General features: G+C 59.7%; 17 protein-coding genes. 9 read left to right on the top strand and 8 right to left on the bottom strand.

The window, feature by feature from the left end:
• Window positions 1–10: 10 nt before the first annotated feature.
• From ACXAED_RS08020 to ACXAED_RS08010, 3 genes are read right to left on the bottom strand one after another with little or no spacing between them, the layout of a single operon-like run.
• Entirely contained in the window at window positions 11–598 is a 588-nt protein-coding gene (locus ACXAED_RS08020) for a Smr/MutS family protein (RefSeq protein ID WP_475048540.1), read from the bottom strand.
• Window positions 599–1,651, bottom strand: a complete 1,053-nt coding sequence (gene mltA, locus ACXAED_RS08015; protein ID WP_475048539.1) for a murein transglycosylase A — start codon at window positions 1,649–1,651, stop codon at window positions 599–601. It lies immediately after the preceding gene.
• The gene (locus ACXAED_RS08010) at window positions 1,648–2,304 is read right to left on the bottom strand and encodes a Tim44/TimA family putative adaptor protein (RefSeq protein WP_475048536.1); all 657 of its coding nucleotides are present in this window, start codon (window positions 2,302–2,304) and stop codon (window positions 1,648–1,650) included. Before ACXAED_RS08010 ends, mltA begins: the two co-directional genes overlap by 4 nt.
• A gap of 116 nt (window positions 2,305–2,420) precedes the next feature.
• Between ACXAED_RS08010 and ACXAED_RS08005 the strand changes: the two genes are divergently transcribed.
• Together ACXAED_RS08005 and secB are read left to right on the top strand one after the other, a co-directional pair.
• A complete protein-coding gene (locus ACXAED_RS08005; RefSeq protein WP_475048534.1) occupies window positions 2,421–2,921 on the top strand; it encodes an FxsA family protein in 501 nt (166 codons plus the stop codon).
• A 56-nt stretch (window positions 2,922–2,977) separates the two neighbouring features.
• Window positions 2,978–3,466, top strand: coding sequence for a protein-export chaperone SecB (secB, locus tag ACXAED_RS08000; protein ID WP_475048532.1), 489 nt, complete (start codon window positions 2,978–2,980; stop codon window positions 3,464–3,466).
• A 72-nt stretch (window positions 3,467–3,538) separates the two neighbouring features.
• Here the strand turns inward: secB and dnaQ are convergent, their stop codons facing one another.
• From dnaQ to ACXAED_RS07980, 4 genes are read right to left on the bottom strand one after another with little or no spacing between them, the layout of a single operon-like run.
• Window positions 3,539–4,264, bottom strand: coding sequence for a DNA polymerase III subunit epsilon (dnaQ, locus tag ACXAED_RS07995; RefSeq protein ID WP_475048529.1), 726 nt, complete (start codon window positions 4,262–4,264; stop codon window positions 3,539–3,541).
• A complete protein-coding gene (coaE, locus tag ACXAED_RS07990) occupies window positions 4,257–4,850 on the bottom strand; it encodes a dephospho-CoA kinase (protein ID WP_475048526.1) in 594 nt (197 codons plus the stop codon). Before coaE ends, dnaQ begins: the two co-directional genes overlap by 8 nt.
• The gene (locus tag ACXAED_RS07985; RefSeq protein WP_475048524.1) at window positions 4,847–5,680 is read right to left on the bottom strand and encodes a shikimate dehydrogenase; all 834 of its coding nucleotides are present in this window, start codon (window positions 5,678–5,680) and stop codon (window positions 4,847–4,849) included. The genes coaE and ACXAED_RS07985 overlap by 4 nt, the downstream gene beginning before the upstream one ends.
• The gene (locus ACXAED_RS07980) at window positions 5,677–6,276 is read right to left on the bottom strand and encodes a Maf family protein (protein WP_475048522.1); all 600 of its coding nucleotides are present in this window, start codon (window positions 6,274–6,276) and stop codon (window positions 5,677–5,679) included. Before ACXAED_RS07980 ends, ACXAED_RS07985 begins: the two co-directional genes overlap by 4 nt.
• Window positions 6,277–6,686: 410 nt before the next feature.
• Between ACXAED_RS07980 and ACXAED_RS07975 the strand changes: the two genes are divergently transcribed.
• The 7 genes from ACXAED_RS07975 to ACXAED_RS07945 all read left to right on the top strand — a co-directional run bounded on the left by ACXAED_RS07975 (window position 6,687) and on the right by ACXAED_RS07945 (window position 14,128).
• The gene (locus ACXAED_RS07975; protein ID WP_475048519.1) at window positions 6,687–7,142 is read left to right on the top strand and encodes a CopD family protein; all 456 of its coding nucleotides are present in this window, start codon (window positions 6,687–6,689) and stop codon (window positions 7,140–7,142) included.
• A 173-nt stretch (window positions 7,143–7,315) separates the two neighbouring features.
• Window positions 7,316–8,587 carry a transcription termination factor Rho gene (gene rho, locus ACXAED_RS07970; RefSeq protein ID WP_039184518.1) on the top strand — a complete coding sequence of 424 codons (1,272 nt, stop codon included), beginning with the start codon at window positions 7,316–7,318 and terminating at the stop codon, window positions 8,585–8,587.
• Window positions 8,588–8,617: 30 nt separating this feature from the next.
• Window positions 8,618–9,904 carry a tRNA uridine-5-carboxymethylaminomethyl(34) synthesis GTPase MnmE gene (mnmE, locus tag ACXAED_RS07965; protein WP_475048516.1) on the top strand — a complete coding sequence of 429 codons (1,287 nt, stop codon included), beginning with the start codon at window positions 8,618–8,620 and terminating at the stop codon, window positions 9,902–9,904.
• 13 nt (window positions 9,905–9,917) lie between these two features.
• Window positions 9,918–11,792, top strand: coding sequence for a tRNA uridine-5-carboxymethylaminomethyl(34) synthesis enzyme MnmG (mnmG, locus tag ACXAED_RS07960; protein WP_475053051.1), 1,875 nt, complete (start codon window positions 9,918–9,920; stop codon window positions 11,790–11,792).
• Window positions 11,789–12,406 carry a 16S rRNA (guanine(527)-N(7))-methyltransferase RsmG gene (gene rsmG, locus ACXAED_RS07955; protein ID WP_475048513.1) on the top strand — a complete coding sequence of 206 codons (618 nt, stop codon included), beginning with the start codon at window positions 11,789–11,791 and terminating at the stop codon, window positions 12,404–12,406. Before mnmG ends, rsmG begins: the two co-directional genes overlap by 4 nt.
• Entirely contained in the window at window positions 12,399–13,208 is an 810-nt protein-coding gene (locus ACXAED_RS07950) for a ParA family protein (protein ID WP_475048510.1), read from the top strand. The genes rsmG and ACXAED_RS07950 overlap by 8 nt, the downstream gene beginning before the upstream one ends.
• Before the next feature lie 26 nt (window positions 13,209–13,234).
• Complete coding sequence (locus ACXAED_RS07945; protein ID WP_475048508.1) at window positions 13,235–14,128, top strand: ParB/RepB/Spo0J family partition protein; 894 nt, start codon at window positions 13,235–13,237, stop codon at window positions 14,126–14,128.
• Here the strand turns inward: ACXAED_RS07945 and ACXAED_RS07940 are convergent.
• Window positions 14,118–14,471 (bottom strand): YbaN family protein, encoded by a 354-nt coding sequence (locus tag ACXAED_RS07940; RefSeq protein WP_475048505.1) that lies wholly within the window; start codon window positions 14,469–14,471, stop codon window positions 14,118–14,120. The genes ACXAED_RS07945 and ACXAED_RS07940 overlap by 11 nt on opposite strands.
• Window positions 14,472–14,474 lie beyond the last annotated feature (3 nt).

The raw sequence follows: 14,474 nt of genomic DNA, 5'->3' as shown, positions 1-14,474 counted from the left end.
GAGCAGGCCCTCAGCGGTTCCGCCGCAAGTAGACGTAATAGGCGCCCTCGCCGCCGTGGCTGATGTGTGCAGGCGTGATCTGCAGCACTGCTTGCGCCAAGGGCGGCAGCGACAGCCAATGCGGAACCTTGTGGCGCAGCACCCCGCGCGGAACCGGCATCGGGCCCGGCTCGTCGCGGTCTTTGCCCTTGCCGGTCACCACCAGCACCAGCCGTTTGCCGGAGGCCTGCGCCGAAAGGATGAACCGGGTGAGGGCAGGGTGCGCGGTATCAATGCGCATCCCGTGCAGATCCAGCTTGCCTTCCGGCTTCAGCTTGCCGCGCTTCATCCGGCGGAAAGCCTTTTCGTCCATCTGCAGCGGATCACTGGCCAGGCTGCGGGCAATCGAAGGCTTCAGGTCATGCTTCACCGGCTTAGGTTTGGCCCGGCTGCCTAGCACGAACGGGTCCAGTCGCGGTTCGGGCTGCTTTGCCGGCTTGGGTTTCGGCATCGGCGGGGCCGGCGGCGACGAGTGCGACCCCGGATGCAAACGCTCGGTGTGCTTTACGACCTTGTGCCAAAGGTCGATCTCATCGCCTGTCAGTTTCCGCCGTGTCATTCAAAGATCTTCCGGCAGCATCGCATAGGCACGCTGGATCGGCAGCAGCACCACCATCCGGCCCGGGTCTTTCATGGTTCCCGCAGTCTCACCAGCCTTGTCACCGGTTCCGACAAAGATATCGGCCCGTTGTGCGCCCTTGATGGCAGAGCCGGTGTCCTGCGCCACCATAAGCCTGCGCAGCGGCATGTGGCCGTCCTTTTCTACCCAGACCGGCGCGCCCAGCGGGGTATAGGCGGGATCGGCGGCAATGGTGCGCATCGGCGTGACCGAGCGGTTCATGGCGCCAAGCGGGCCCTTGGAGGCCGCTACTTTGCGCACCTCCCGGAAGAACACATAGGACGGGTTGTGAAACAGCAGTTCCTTGCCGTCCACGGGATTTCGCCGGACCCATGACTTGATGACCTGAGCGCTGACCTGATGGGCATTGTAGACGCCACGGCGCACCAATTCCTTGCCGATGGATTTATAAGGGTGGCCGTTGGCGCCGCCATAGCCGACGCGGATCATGGAACCATCCGGCAGGCGGATCCGGCCGGACCCCTGGATTTGCAGAAAGAACAGCTCTACGGGATCATCCACCCAGGCGATTTCCAGCCCGCGGCCCTGCATCACATCACCGCTCAGGATATCACGGCGCGGCAGCCACTGATCGGTGCGGCGGGCCTCAGGCGGCATCTTGTAAACCGGGTAGCGGAAGCGGCTGCTTCGGTAGCGGGAGCCGTCCAGCTCCGGCTCAAAATAGCCGGTGAACAAGGCAGGGTTGCCGTCCTCGATCAGCACCGGGCGGAAGAACAGCTCAAAAAACGCCCTTGCCCCTTCCGGCGGCTGCGACTGTGCCGCCCTGCACAAAGCGGACCAGTCAGGGTCCCTGAGGTCCTTGCAAGTGCCCAGAAACACCTTAAGCGCCTGAGCATGGTCGTCCTGTGCCCAGCCGTCGAGCTGTTCAAAGTCCAGGATGCTGGACACGGTCTCGGAGTGCGCCCCGGAGGCGGTCATCGCGGCACCTGCAATTGCAGCCGCCCCAAGTGCCCCCCGAAGCGCCGCAATCATGCGTCCGTCGCAACCAGCTGCCAGTTCGGGTCGTCGTTGCCCATGTTGCGGGCAAAGACCCAAGTGTCTTTTTGGCGTTTTATCGCCTTGGGGTCGCCCTCGACGATGTCGCCGCCGCGGTCGCGGACCACAGATGTCATTTCGGCGACAAAACGCATGGTGATTTCTGCGCGCCCGGTCTGCGGATCGAATTGCGCGTCCTGCAGGGTGGTTTCCCGCACGCCGATGAAGTCGGCCTCAATCTTGTAACCCTTGTCCTCGCGCTGCGCGACGGCATCGACGAAGCTGTCGAACACATCTTCGGCCAGGAACGGCTGGATGTCGTCCAGGTTGCCGTGCTCAAATCCCATAAGGATCATCTCATAGGCGCCGCGCGCGCCCTGAACGAAGTCCTGAACCTGGAAGGACGGCTCTGCCCGCTTCATTGCCGCCAGCGCCTGAGCCTGCTGGCTGCCTTCCGCCACATAATCGGTGATATCGCGGTCCGGGCCGCCCTCGATCACCTCCAGATCCGGGCGGCGACCCCGGGCTTCGGATTGCGGCAGCGGCGGCTTTTCAAAGCCTTCGCGCGTTCCGAGCACGCTTTTCAAGCGCAGGATCAGAAACACAGCAATACCGGCCAGAACCAAAAGCTGAATCACAGGCGACTCCATGGATACCTCATGCTAGGCGTTCGTGCTTTGTTTGAAACCAAAGCGGTCACGTCTTATGTAGGTGACGGGCGGGGGCAAGTCTACCGCCCGGGTGTATGATCTCAAGGAAACCCCCAATGTATCTCTTCGTGGCCTTTCTGATGGTTCCCATCATTGAAATCGCTCTGTTTATTCAAGTTGGCGGCGCCATCGGCCTGTGGCCGACCCTAGCCATTGTGGTTCTGACTGCGGTTCTGGGGACCTGGCTGGTGAAAACCCAGGGGCGTATGGCAATGGGGCAGCTGAGATCCTCGTTCGAGCAACTGTCTGACCCGGCAGAGCCTTTGGCGCATGGCGCCATGATCCTGGTAGCCGGCGCGCTGCTGTTGACCCCGGGTTTCTTTACCGATGCCATCGGTTTCGCGCTGCTGATGCCGCCGGTCCGGCTGGCGGTTTACCGCTACCTGCGCGCCCGTGTCACAGTGGCGAAGTTCCAGATGGGACCCGGCAGCATGCAGGGCCGCCACTATCCCGGAGCGGCCGGCCGGCCTGATGACATCATTGATGGCGATTACGAAGATGTGACACCGGCAGACCGGCGCGGCGGACCGTCTGGGTGGGTTAACGGTCCCCGTTGAGGAACCCGGACCAAGCTGGTAAGCACGGTCCAAAGCATATTTTCAGGAGTATCTACATGGCCGAAAACGGCGAAGCCCAGCAGCAGCCGCAAGTCCAGATGAACATTCTGGGCCAGTTCATCCGCGACATGTCGTTTGAAAACGTGATGGCGCAGAAAGGCACCGGCGGCGAGGTCCAGCCCGACGTCAGCGTGCAGGTGAACCTGGATGCGAAGAAGCGCTCGGCCGAGAACCAGTACGAGGTTGTCACCAAGCTGACTGTCGAGTCCAAGAACAAGGAAGCCGGCAACGTCCTGTTCGTGCTGGAGCTGGAATATGTCGGCGTGTTCAACATCGTTGGTGTTCCGGAAGACCAGCTGCACCCGTTCCTGCTGATCGAATGCCCGCGCATGACCTTCCCGTTCTTGCGCCGCATCGTGTCCGACGTGACCCGCGACGGTGGTTTCCCGCCGCTGAACCTGGACAACATCGACTTTGTCGCGATCTACCGCAACGAACTGGCCCGCCGCCAGCAAGAGGCCGCGGCCGCGCCGACGCCGCAGTAAGATTGCTGACCTAGGAACCAGAAAACGCCGCTGAACTTCAGCGGCGTTTTTCTTTTGGCCGGTTATCCTGGATCAGGATACCTTCCACAAAGCTTCATCACCCAGCTTGGCCACAAACGCCTCATGCGCGGCCAATTCGTCTGCTGTGATGCGCGCGGGCAGGGGTGTTGCACGCGGCACCGGGCGCCAGTCATCCTCAACCTGCGAGGAACTTGAGGAGGATTGTGTGGACAAGCCGAAATCCGGCTGCCGGCCGCCGATCAGCTCCAGATAAACATCAGCCAGGATTTCAGAGTCGAGCAACGCCCCGTGCAGCGTCCGGTTGGTGTTGTCGATATTGAAGCGGCGGCACAGCGCATCCAGTGTCGCTGGCGAGCCCGGGAACCGCTGCCGCGCCATTGCCAGCGTATCAAGCGCCTGATCCATCGGGAGTTTCGGCAGCCCCATCCAGTCCAGTTCCGCATTAAGGAACTTCATGTCAAAGCTGGCATTGTGGATGACCAATTTAGAATCTTGCACGAAATCCAAGAACTTTTGCCCCACTTTGGCAAAGACCGGCTTGTCCCGCAGCGTTACTGCGCCCGGTTCAGGCTTTTGCGGCGGCTCCAGCAGGTCAGGCCCGATACCGTGGACGCCAAAAGCCTCGGCCGGCATCGAGCGTTCCGGGTTGATATACTCGTGGAACGTCTTGCCGGTCGGCATGTGGTTATACAGTTCCACTGCACCGATCTCGACAATCCGGTCGCCGGAGAACGGATCAAACCCGGTGGTTTCGGTATCAAGAACGATTTCACGCATGTCTCAGTTTGCTCCTGATATCTGCGAGGATCTCTGCCACCTGCGCCTCGGCATGTTCGAGCGTGTCTGTTTCGATCATATAGTCGGCGCGGGCGATCTTCTCCTCAATCGGCATCTGTTTTTGCAGGATATGCCGGAACTGCTCAACCGTCATTGTGCCGCGGGCAAGAACCCGCTCTTGCTGGGTCTGCGGATCCACGGTTACGCAGGCCACGGCGTCCATTTCAGCGTTGCCGCCGGTTTCAAACAGCAGCGGGATATCAAAGACCAGGATATCGCTTTGCGCCTGCGCCCGGAACTCAGCACGGTCCTGCGCAACAAGCGGATGCACGATTGCTTCGATCTGCTTCAAGGCCTGCGGATTTGCACCGATGATCCGTTTCAGCGCAGCGCGGCAGACTTCTCCGTCCTCGATGGCGTCCGGAAATACGGCCGCCATTGGCTGAACGGCGGCTCCGCCTTTGCCATAGAGACGATGAACGGCAGCATCCGCGTCCCAAACCGCGCAGCCGTGATCGGCAAACAGCTTTGCCGTCGTGCTCTTACCCATGCCAATAGAGCCCGTGAGGCCGAGGCTGAAGCTCATTCGAGCACCGCCGCCCGGGTGGCATCGTCAACTTCGGGGCGGTGGCCGAACCAGCGTTCAAAACCCGGTACCGCCTGGTGCAGCAGCATGCCCAGTCCGTCGACCACGGTGCAGCCGGCTTCCTCAGCCGTTTGCAACAGGCCGGTTTTCAGCGGTGCATAGATCAGGTCTGTCACGACGGCAGCAGGCTGCAGGCCGTCCAGCGGCACCCGCAGCCGCGGTTTGCCTACCATGCCCAGAGAGGTCGTGTTCACAATCAGCTTGCCTTCCTCGATGGCGTTGCCGGCCTGCAGCCATTCCACGACCTGGATCCGGTTGCCGAAGTCCTTCTGCAGCTGATCCGCCCGCTCGCGTGTGCGGTTGCTCAGCAGGATCTCCGGCACCCCGGCCTCTATCAGCGAGGCGACCACTGCGCGGCAGGCGCCGCCCGCCCCCAGCACGACTGCCGCCCCGGATTGCGGATCCCAATCCGGGGCGCCCTGATGCAGGTTGGTGATAAAGCCGTAGCCGTCGGTATTGTCCGCCAGGATCGTTCCGTCCTCGCGGAATATCAGGGTATTCGCCGCACCGATCAGTTTGGCCCGGTCAGTGACTGTGTCGGCAATCTCCATCACCGCCTCTTTGTGCGGGATGGTGACATTGGCGCCAACGAACCCCATTTTCGGCATCATCCGGATGGTCTCTGCCAAGTCCTCAGGCTCCACGTGCATCGGGACATAATGCCCGGCGATACCATGCGTTTTCAGCCAGTATCCATGCAGCTGCGGGGATTTGGAGTGTGACACCGGACAGCCGATCACGCCGGCGAGCGGGATTTTTGCTTCTGTCATTGCTCGATTACCCCTTGCAGACCCAGGTAACTGATAAGCTCCATCAGCGGCAATCCCAAGACATTAAAGTAACTGCCCTCGACGGAGGCGAACAGCCGCACGCCTTCTTCCTCCAGCTTATACGCCCCCACCGCATGGCGGATGCTGTCCCAGTTGCGGCTGACATAGTCTTCCAGATAAGCATCCGAGCATCTGCGCATCACCAGCCGGACCTGTCCGACATGGCGCCAGACCGGCTCACTATCCCGATAGATCACGGCGGCCGACAACAGCATGTGCCGCTTGCCCCGCATCTCTTTCAGCTGGGCCAGCGCAACCTCTTCACTTTCCGGCTTTGAGAGAAGTTTTCCTTCAAAATCAAGAACCTGATCGCAACCAAGCACAATCCGTCCCGGATGTTTGCTGCTGATCTTTCGCGCCTTGGCTTCTGCCAGCGCATCGGCGATGTCCCTGGGCGGCGCTTCTTCTGCCAGCAGCGCGGCCTTGATCGCCTGCTCATCCAGACGCGGGACATCTGTTTCGAATTTGATCCCGGCCCGGCGCAGCAGATGCGCCCGGATTTCGGAACCAGAAGCCAGCACTATGTGGGCAGTCATGTGGAAAACCCCGTGGGAAAGAAGCAGACGGTTTCAGGACGTTTTGTATGGTTTTCCGCGCTCAAGTAAAGACTCCAGGGGTTGACGCAAATCCCGGGATTTAGCCCGCTGAGTCGTCCTTTGTGAGTCAGGATAACTTTGAATCCGTGGATATGCCGGCTCTCCCCGGATCATCCCGCTGTTATCCCCAGGCACGGGAAAGTAAAGACATCCTTAACACACCTTATTTTCCTGGCGCCGGCGTGAAAACCAGGACTCCTGTCCGTTCCGCGCTGGAATCTTATCCCTGCTGGGGATAAGCGGGGGAGGATTCACTTATCCACTGGAATCCACGCACACTACAAAAACATCATCCTTCTAATATTCATTTATTTATTAGGGTGATCAGATCTGACCGGGGAGAACTGCCCATGGACCTGAGCGATGTGATGTTCACGCTCTACCCATATGCCAAGTCGCTGCACATCATGGCCGTGCTCAGCTGGATGGCGGGTCTTTTCTATCTCCCCCGACTGTTCGTTTATCACGTGGAGCAGGCTGAGAATGTGCAGGAAGCAATCCCGATCTTCCTCACCATGGAAGAGAAGCTCCTGAGGATCATCATGCGCCCTGCCATGTATGTATCCTGGGCCGCGGGGCTGTTTATCGTGCTGACGCCAGGGATCGTCGACTGGAGCTATGTCTGGCCCTGGACCAAGGGCGTGTCAGTGATTGCCATGACTTGGTTCCACCATTGGCTTCTGTTCCGCTACCGCGATTTCAGAGAAGGGCGGAACAGGCTGACGGGCCGGCAATTTCGGATGATGAACGAAGTGCCCACTGTGCTGATGCTGGTGATCGTGGTTTCCGTTATCTTTAAATTCTAGCGCAGAGGCGCTGAAACAGGCCCAGCAGCGCCGGAACGCTTGCAGCCGGCGTTTGACTCATCTGAAACGAGTCCCTATGTATGGGCTCCAGCGGCCCCGTCCGGGCAGCCGTGTTTTCCAAACCTGTCGTGTGACCGACCCCCGGCGAAGCGGGGAGTAGAGGCCGTATCTATATGACCGTGCAATCCCTGAATCTGTCCGATCTCAAGGCGAAAAGCCCCAAAGCGCTGCTGGCGATGGCCGAGGAGCTGGAGATCGAAAACGCCTCGACCATGCGCAAGGGCGAGATGATGTTCCAGATCCTGCGGGAACGCGCGGATGAAGGCTGGGACATCGGCGGTGACGGCGTTCTGGAAGTGCTGCAGGACGGATTCGGCTTCCTGCGCTCGCCCGAGGCAAACTACCTGCCCGGTCCGGACGACATCTATGTCTCGCCGGACATGATCCGCCAGTATTCCCTGCGCACCGGCGACACCGTCGAAGGCCAGATCAAGGCGCCGCTGGAGACAGAGCGTTACTTCGCGCTGACCAACGTCACCATGATCAACTTCGAAGAGCCGGAGAAGGCCCGCCACAAGATCGCCTTTGACAACCTGACCCCGCTCTATCCGGATGAGCGCCTGAAGATGGAGATTGAGGATCCCACCATCAAGGACCGCTCCGCCCGGGTGATCGACCTGGTTGCGCCGATCGGCAAAGGCCAGCGTTCGCTAATCGTGGCGCCGCCGCGCACCGGTAAAACGGTGATCCTGCAGAACATCGCGCATTCGATTGAGAAGAACCATCCGGAATGCTACCTGATCGTGCTGCTGATCGACGAACGCCCGGAAGAGGTAACCGACATGCAGCGCTCGGTGAAGGGCGAGGTAGTCTCCTCCACCTTCGACGAGCCGGCGACCCGCCACGTGGCGGTGTCGGAAATGGTGATCGAAAAGGCGAAACGTCTTGTTGAGCATAAACGAGATGTTGTGATTCTCCTTGATTCGATCACAAGACTTGGTAGGGCCTTCAACACCGTCGTGCCGTCTTCCGGTAAAGTTCTGACCGGTGGTGTCGACGCAAACGCCCTGCAGCGGCCGAAACGCTTCTTTGGTGCGGCCCGGAACATCGAAGAGGGCGGCTCGCTCACCATCATCGCCACCGCGCTGATCGACACTGGCAGCCGGATGGACGAGGTGATCTTTGAAGAATTCAAAGGCACCGGTAACTCGGAAATCGTGCTGGACCGCAAGATCGCCGACAAACGCGTGTTCCCGGCCATCGACATTCTCAAATCCGGCACCCGGAAAGAGGATCTGCTGGTCGACAAGGGAGATCTGGCCAAGACCTTCGTGCTGCGCCGGATTCTGAACCCGATGGGCACCACCGATGCGATCGAATTCCTGCTGTCCAAGCTGAAGCAGACCAAGTCGAATTCCGAGTTCTTCGACTCGATGAATACCTAACCCGGGCCGGCGAGAGAGAAAGGCCACCCCATGGACACGATCTTTGCGCTGGCCTCTGCACAGGGGAAGGCCGGGGTTGCGGTGATCCGCGTCTCCGGCCCATTGGCGCTAGCCGCCGGCGCGCGGCTTTGCGGCGGGGACTTGCCGGCGCGGGGCACCAGCCTGCGAATCCTGCAGGACGAATCAGGTGAGCGCCTGGATGAGGCGCTGGTCCTGAGTTTTACCGCGCCGAACAGCTTTACTGGCGAAAATACCGTTGAATTCCAGACACATGGCAGCACGGCTGTGGTTGCTGCCGTGCTTGATTCGCTAGGCCGAATTGACGGGCTGCGGATGGCTGAACCGGGTGAGTTCACCCGCAGGGCGCTGGAAAACGGCAATCTCGACTTGGCTCAGGTCGAGGGTCTTGCCGATCTGATTGATGCCGAGACTGAGGCGCAGCGCAAGCAGGCGCAGGTCATTCTCGCCGGCGGGCTGGGGCAGCTGGCGGAAACCTGGCGGGGCAAGCTGATCCGCGCTGCGTCGCTGATCGAAGTCACCATCGACTTCGCTGACGAGGAAGTGCCAGTCGACGTCACCCCCGAGGTTTCGGGACTCCTGGCGGATGTTCAGGCCGGCCTTGAAAAAGAGACCGCCGGCGTCAGGATAGCCGAGCGGATCCGCAGCGGGTTTGAAGTGGCAATTGTCGGCGCTCCGAATGTCGGCAAGTCTACGCTGCTGAACGCGCTGGCCGGCCGGGAAGCGGCGATCACATCTGAGTACGCCGGCACCACCCGCGATATTATCGAAGTTCGCATGGAACTTGGCGGACTGCCCGTTACCTTGCTCGATACTGCCGGCTTGCGCGATACCGATGACCACGTCGAAGGTATCGGCATCGCTCTAGCGCGGAAACGGGCGGAAGATGCAGACCTGCGTGTTTTTCTGGCGGAAGAGGATGAAGTCCTGGATGTTGAGATGCAGCAGGGCGACATCCGGTTTCTTCCCAAGGCGGATTTGCGCGATAACGCGGGCAACGCCATCTCCGGCCGGTCGGGGCAGGGGGTTGACCGGCTGGTTGATCACGTTTCGAGGGTCTTGCAGACACGGTCGGCCCAAGCTGGAATCGCAACGCGCGCACGGCACCGTGACGCAATGCTGTCGGCGCTGACCAGTCTGGCGGACGCGCAGGAAATCCTGCAGCGCGGCCCGGAATACTATGATATAGCAGCCGAGGAAATGCGCTCGGCTATTCGGGCGCTGGAAATGCTGGTGGGGCGGATCGGAGTGGAGAATCTCCTGGATGAGATTTTTTCGAGTTTCTGCCTAGGGAAATGAAGGAGTGTTTCACGTGAAACATTCACCATATGACGTGATTGTTGTCGGCGGCGGCCACGCCGGCACCGAGGCCGGACATGCGGCGGCCAGGATGGGGGTCCGCACCGCTTTGGTGACGCTGAATCGCAGTGGTATTGGTGTAATGTCCTGCAACCCTGCGATTGGCGGGCTCGGAAAAGGTCACCTTGTCCGGGAGATCGACGCGCTCGACGGTGTCATGGGCCGGGTTGCCGACCTCGCCGGCATTCAGTTCCGTTTGCTGAACCGCCGCAAGGGGCCGGCTGTACAGGGTCCACGGGCGCAGTCGGACAGGGCGATCTACCGTCGCGAGATGCTAAGACTGACGAATGCCCAGGAGAACCTGGATATCGTCGAAGGCGAGGTCACTGATTTCCTCATGGACGGGCAAGCTGTCGCCGGCGTGATCCTGGCGGATGGCAGCGAAATCCCAAGCAAATCGGTCATTCTAACCTCCGGAACCTTCCTGCGCGGGGTCATTCATATTGGTGACGTCTCCAAGCCAGGCGGGCGGATGGGCGATAAGCCGTCGGTCAAACTCGCGGAACGGCTTGACAGTTTCGAGCTGCCGCTGGGCCGGCTCAAGACGGGCACGCCTCCGCGGCTGGATGGGCGGACTATCAACTGGGACATTCTGGATGCTCAGCCAGGCGACGATGATCCGGTCTTCTTCTCCTTCCTGACAAAATCTGTGAGCGCAAAGCAGGTGTCCTGCGGGATTACCCATACCAACGCACGGACCCACGAGATCATCCAGAAAAATTTGGAACGGTCAGCAATGTACGGCGGCCATATCGAGGGCGTCGGACCGCGCTACTGCCCATCGATCGAAGATAAGATCGTCCGTTTTGCCGACAAGGAATCGCATCAGATCTTCCTGGAGCCTGAGGGCGTAACGGATCATACGGTCTATCCCAATGGCATCTCCACCAGCCTGCCGCAGGATGTGCAGGAAGCTTATGTGCATTCTATCCGCGGGCTTGAGCAGGCTGTCATCCTTCAGCCGGGATATGCCATTGAGTACGACTATGTCGACCCCAGGGTTCTGACGCTGGAGTTGAAGCTCAAGGATGTGCCCGGGCTTTATCTAGCCGGTCAGATCAACGGGACTACCGGTTACGAGGAAGCCGCAGCCCAGGGAATGGTTGCCGGCCTGAACGCGGCGCGTGCTTCTCTTGGAGAGGGGCCGGTCAGTTTCAGCCGATCGAACAGCTATATCGGCGTGATGATCGACGACCTGACCACAAACGGTGTGGCTGAACCCTACCGGATGTTTACGTCGCGGGCGGAATTCCGGCTGTCCTTGCGGGCTGATAATGCGGACCAAAGATTGACACCGCTGGCCGTCGAAATCGGTTGTGCCGGCGATGAGCGGAAGGTGGCGTTTCTGGAGAAAAGCGAACGCTTGGAGGCGGCGCGGTCTGTGCTGGAAGCCAAAAGCTTCACCCCAAAACAGGTATCTGAAGCTGGTATTCGGGTAAACCAGGATGGCAACCGGCGGACGGGGCTGGATATTCTTGCCTTCCCTGATGTCGTGTTCGAGGATGTCGTGCCCTTGATGCCGGAACTGGCCGGTGTTGAAACGGACATCCGCCGGCAGGTTGAGCGCGATGCGCTTTACGCAAATTACATTGCCCGGCAGGAGCGGGAGATCTCCGCGATGAAGCGGGATGAGGGGTATGTGATCCCGGCGGGCTTTGTTTATGACGGGATTGAAGGCCTTTCCAAGGAATTGCAGCAGAAGTTGTCCCGTGCACGTCCGGAATCTCTGGCGCAGGCGGCCAGAATTGACGGGATGACGCCGGCAGCGCTTGCGTTGCTGCTCGCTCGGCTGCGCCGGGATCAGGTACGTCAGGACAAGTCTGCATGAACGAGAAGAGTATTCTGGAAGACCTCAATGTTTCACGTGAAACATTGAAGCGGTTGGAGACCTTTGAACAGGTCATTCTGAAGTGGAACCCCAAGATCAACTTGGTCTCCAAGTCCAGCCTGCAACAGCTTTGGACACGGCATATCGCAGATTCCGTTCAGGTTTTCCGCTGCACCGACACTCCTGACCTTTGGGTGGATATCGGAAGCGGTGGCGGCTTTCCTGGACTGATCATCGCGATCCTGGCGGCCGAAGAAGCCCCTAAAATGAAGGTCACGCTGATTGAAAGCGATCAGCGTAAGTCGGCTTTCCTTCGCACGGCGGCCCGGGAATGCGGTGCCAGGGTTTCGGTAATTTCCGACCGTATTGAGCAGGCCGATCCCCAAAATGCGGGTGTTTTGTCGGCGCGGGCGCTGGCGGATCTATCCCTTCTCTTGGAATTTGCGGAGCGGCATCTGGGTGCCGGCGGCACCGCACTCTTCCCCAAGGGGGAGAGCTGGAAAAAAGAAGTGGATAACGCGCGGCAGAGATGGCGGTTCGATGCGGAACCGGTTAGAAGTTTGACAGAACAAGAAGCAGTAATCCTGAAAATAAGGGGAGTGGCACGTGTCTGATTATTCCCGCCCGGAGGGGCCTCGTATTATCGCGGTCGCAAATCAAAAAGGCGGGGTAGGGAAGACAACAACAGCCATCAACCTTGCGGCGGCGTTGGTGGAGTGCGGCCTTAGGGTACTCGTTGTTGACCTTGATCCGCAGGGTAATGCTTCAACTGGGCTGGGAATTGAGCCATCCGACCGGGAACTGACAAGCTACGATCTTTTGGTCGAGGATGCCGCCCTGGGAGATGTGATCCGTCAGACCGAGATCGAAGACCTGTGTATCATCCCGGCGACGGTAGACCTCAGCTCCGCAGATATCGAGCTTTTCACCAATGAAAAGCGTAGTTTCCTGCTGCATGACGCGCTTCGCCAGACGGCTATGGATGACTATGATTGGGACTATGTGCTGATCGATTGCCCGCCTTCGCTGAACTTGTTGACGGTCAACGCGATGGTTGCGGCCCATTCGGTCCTGATTCCGCTGCAAAGCGAATTCTTTGCGCTGGAAGGCGTGACGCAGTTGATGCTGACGATTCGGGAAGTGCGTCAGTCGGCGAATCCGAACCTGAGGATCGAGGGAATCGTCCTGACCATGTTCGACCGGCGCAACAACCTGTCGCAGCAAGTAGAGCAGGACGCCCGCGACAACCTGGGTGATCTGGTGTTCCAGACGAAAATCCCGCGCAATGTCCGGGTGAGCGAAGCGCCGTCCTATGCGCTGCCCGTATTGAACTATGATACCAATTCGCTGGGCGCGCAGGCCTACCGTGCTCTGGCGGAAGAACTTCTCAATAAACATCACAAGATAGCGGCCTAAATGCAGAACAAGAACCGGAGGCAACCATGGCAGACAAAAAGACGAAACCGCGCGGGCTGGGCCGGGGATTGTCGGCGTTGATGGCAGATGTGAACCCTGCACCGGTGAGCACCCAGACGGAAGCTCCCCGGAATGCAGAAGTGCTGGTGCCGATCGAAAAGATCGTTGCCAACCCGAACCAGCCCCGCCGGCAGTTCTTGCAGGAAGACCTGGATGACCTGACCGCGTCTATCAAGGAAAAGGGCGTTCTGCAGCCTCTGATCGTGCGGCCGAAGGCCGGCGGTGTTTACGAAATCGTGGCCGGCGAACGCCGCTGGCGTGCTTCGCAAGCGGCGCAGCTGCATGAAGTTCCGGTCCTGATCCGCGAGTATTCGGACCTTGAGATGATGGAAGTTGCCATCATCGAAAACATCCAGCGTTCGGATCTGAACGCGATGGAAGAGGCGCAGAGCTACAAGCAGCTGATGGAGAAGTTCGGCCACACCCAGGAAAAGATGGCGGAGGCGCTTGGGAAAAGCCGCAGCCATATTGCCAACTTGGTTCGATTGCTGCACCTGCCTGAGGATGTTCAGATACTTGTGCAGGAGCGTAAGTTGTCGGCAGGGCACGCCCGGGCGCTGATCACCTCGGATAATGCTTCTGACCTGGCGCGGAAAATTGTGAAGGGCGGGCTGTCGGTTCGCGCGACCGAAGCCTTGGTTAAAAAGGACGCCGCCGGGATCCGTCCCGCGCCGGCCAAGAAGGCAAAGCCAGGCGGGGAGAAAGATGCAGACACGCGCGCCCTGGAAGGCGATCTGTCGGCAATGCTGAAGATGAAGGTCTCAATCGATCACAAGGCGGACGGTGAAGCTGGTTCTGTGACGATCAGCTATGAAAACCTGGATCAGCTGGATGAACTGTGCAATCTGCTCAGCCGTTAGGCCGGGTCCAGATAAAGGCCAGCACAGCCGTGAGCACCACTGCCTGAATGCCCAAAACATGTCCGGGCGCGCCAAACAGCAGAGATATACCAAAGACGGCGGCAATCGAAACGGTTGCCGCCTTTTTTGCGCCGGGCCGGATTGCGCCGTGTTCGCGCCAGTCCATGATCATCGGGCCAAACACATTGTGGGCGACGATCCAGTTGTGCAGCCGCTCGGAAGAATTGGCAAAGAAGAATGCCGCGAGCAGGAGGAAGGGCACGGTTGGAAGCAGGGGGAGCACAATTCCAACAGCCGCCAAGGCGACGCAGCAAAGACCCAAGCCGGCATAAAGGAAACGCATTGC

The sequence above is a fragment of the Leisingera sp. ABM4_103 genome, from assembly GCF_056158685.1.
Note: the sequence above shows the minus strand (reverse complement) of the source record. Positions and strands in the feature narration are given on the sequence as shown.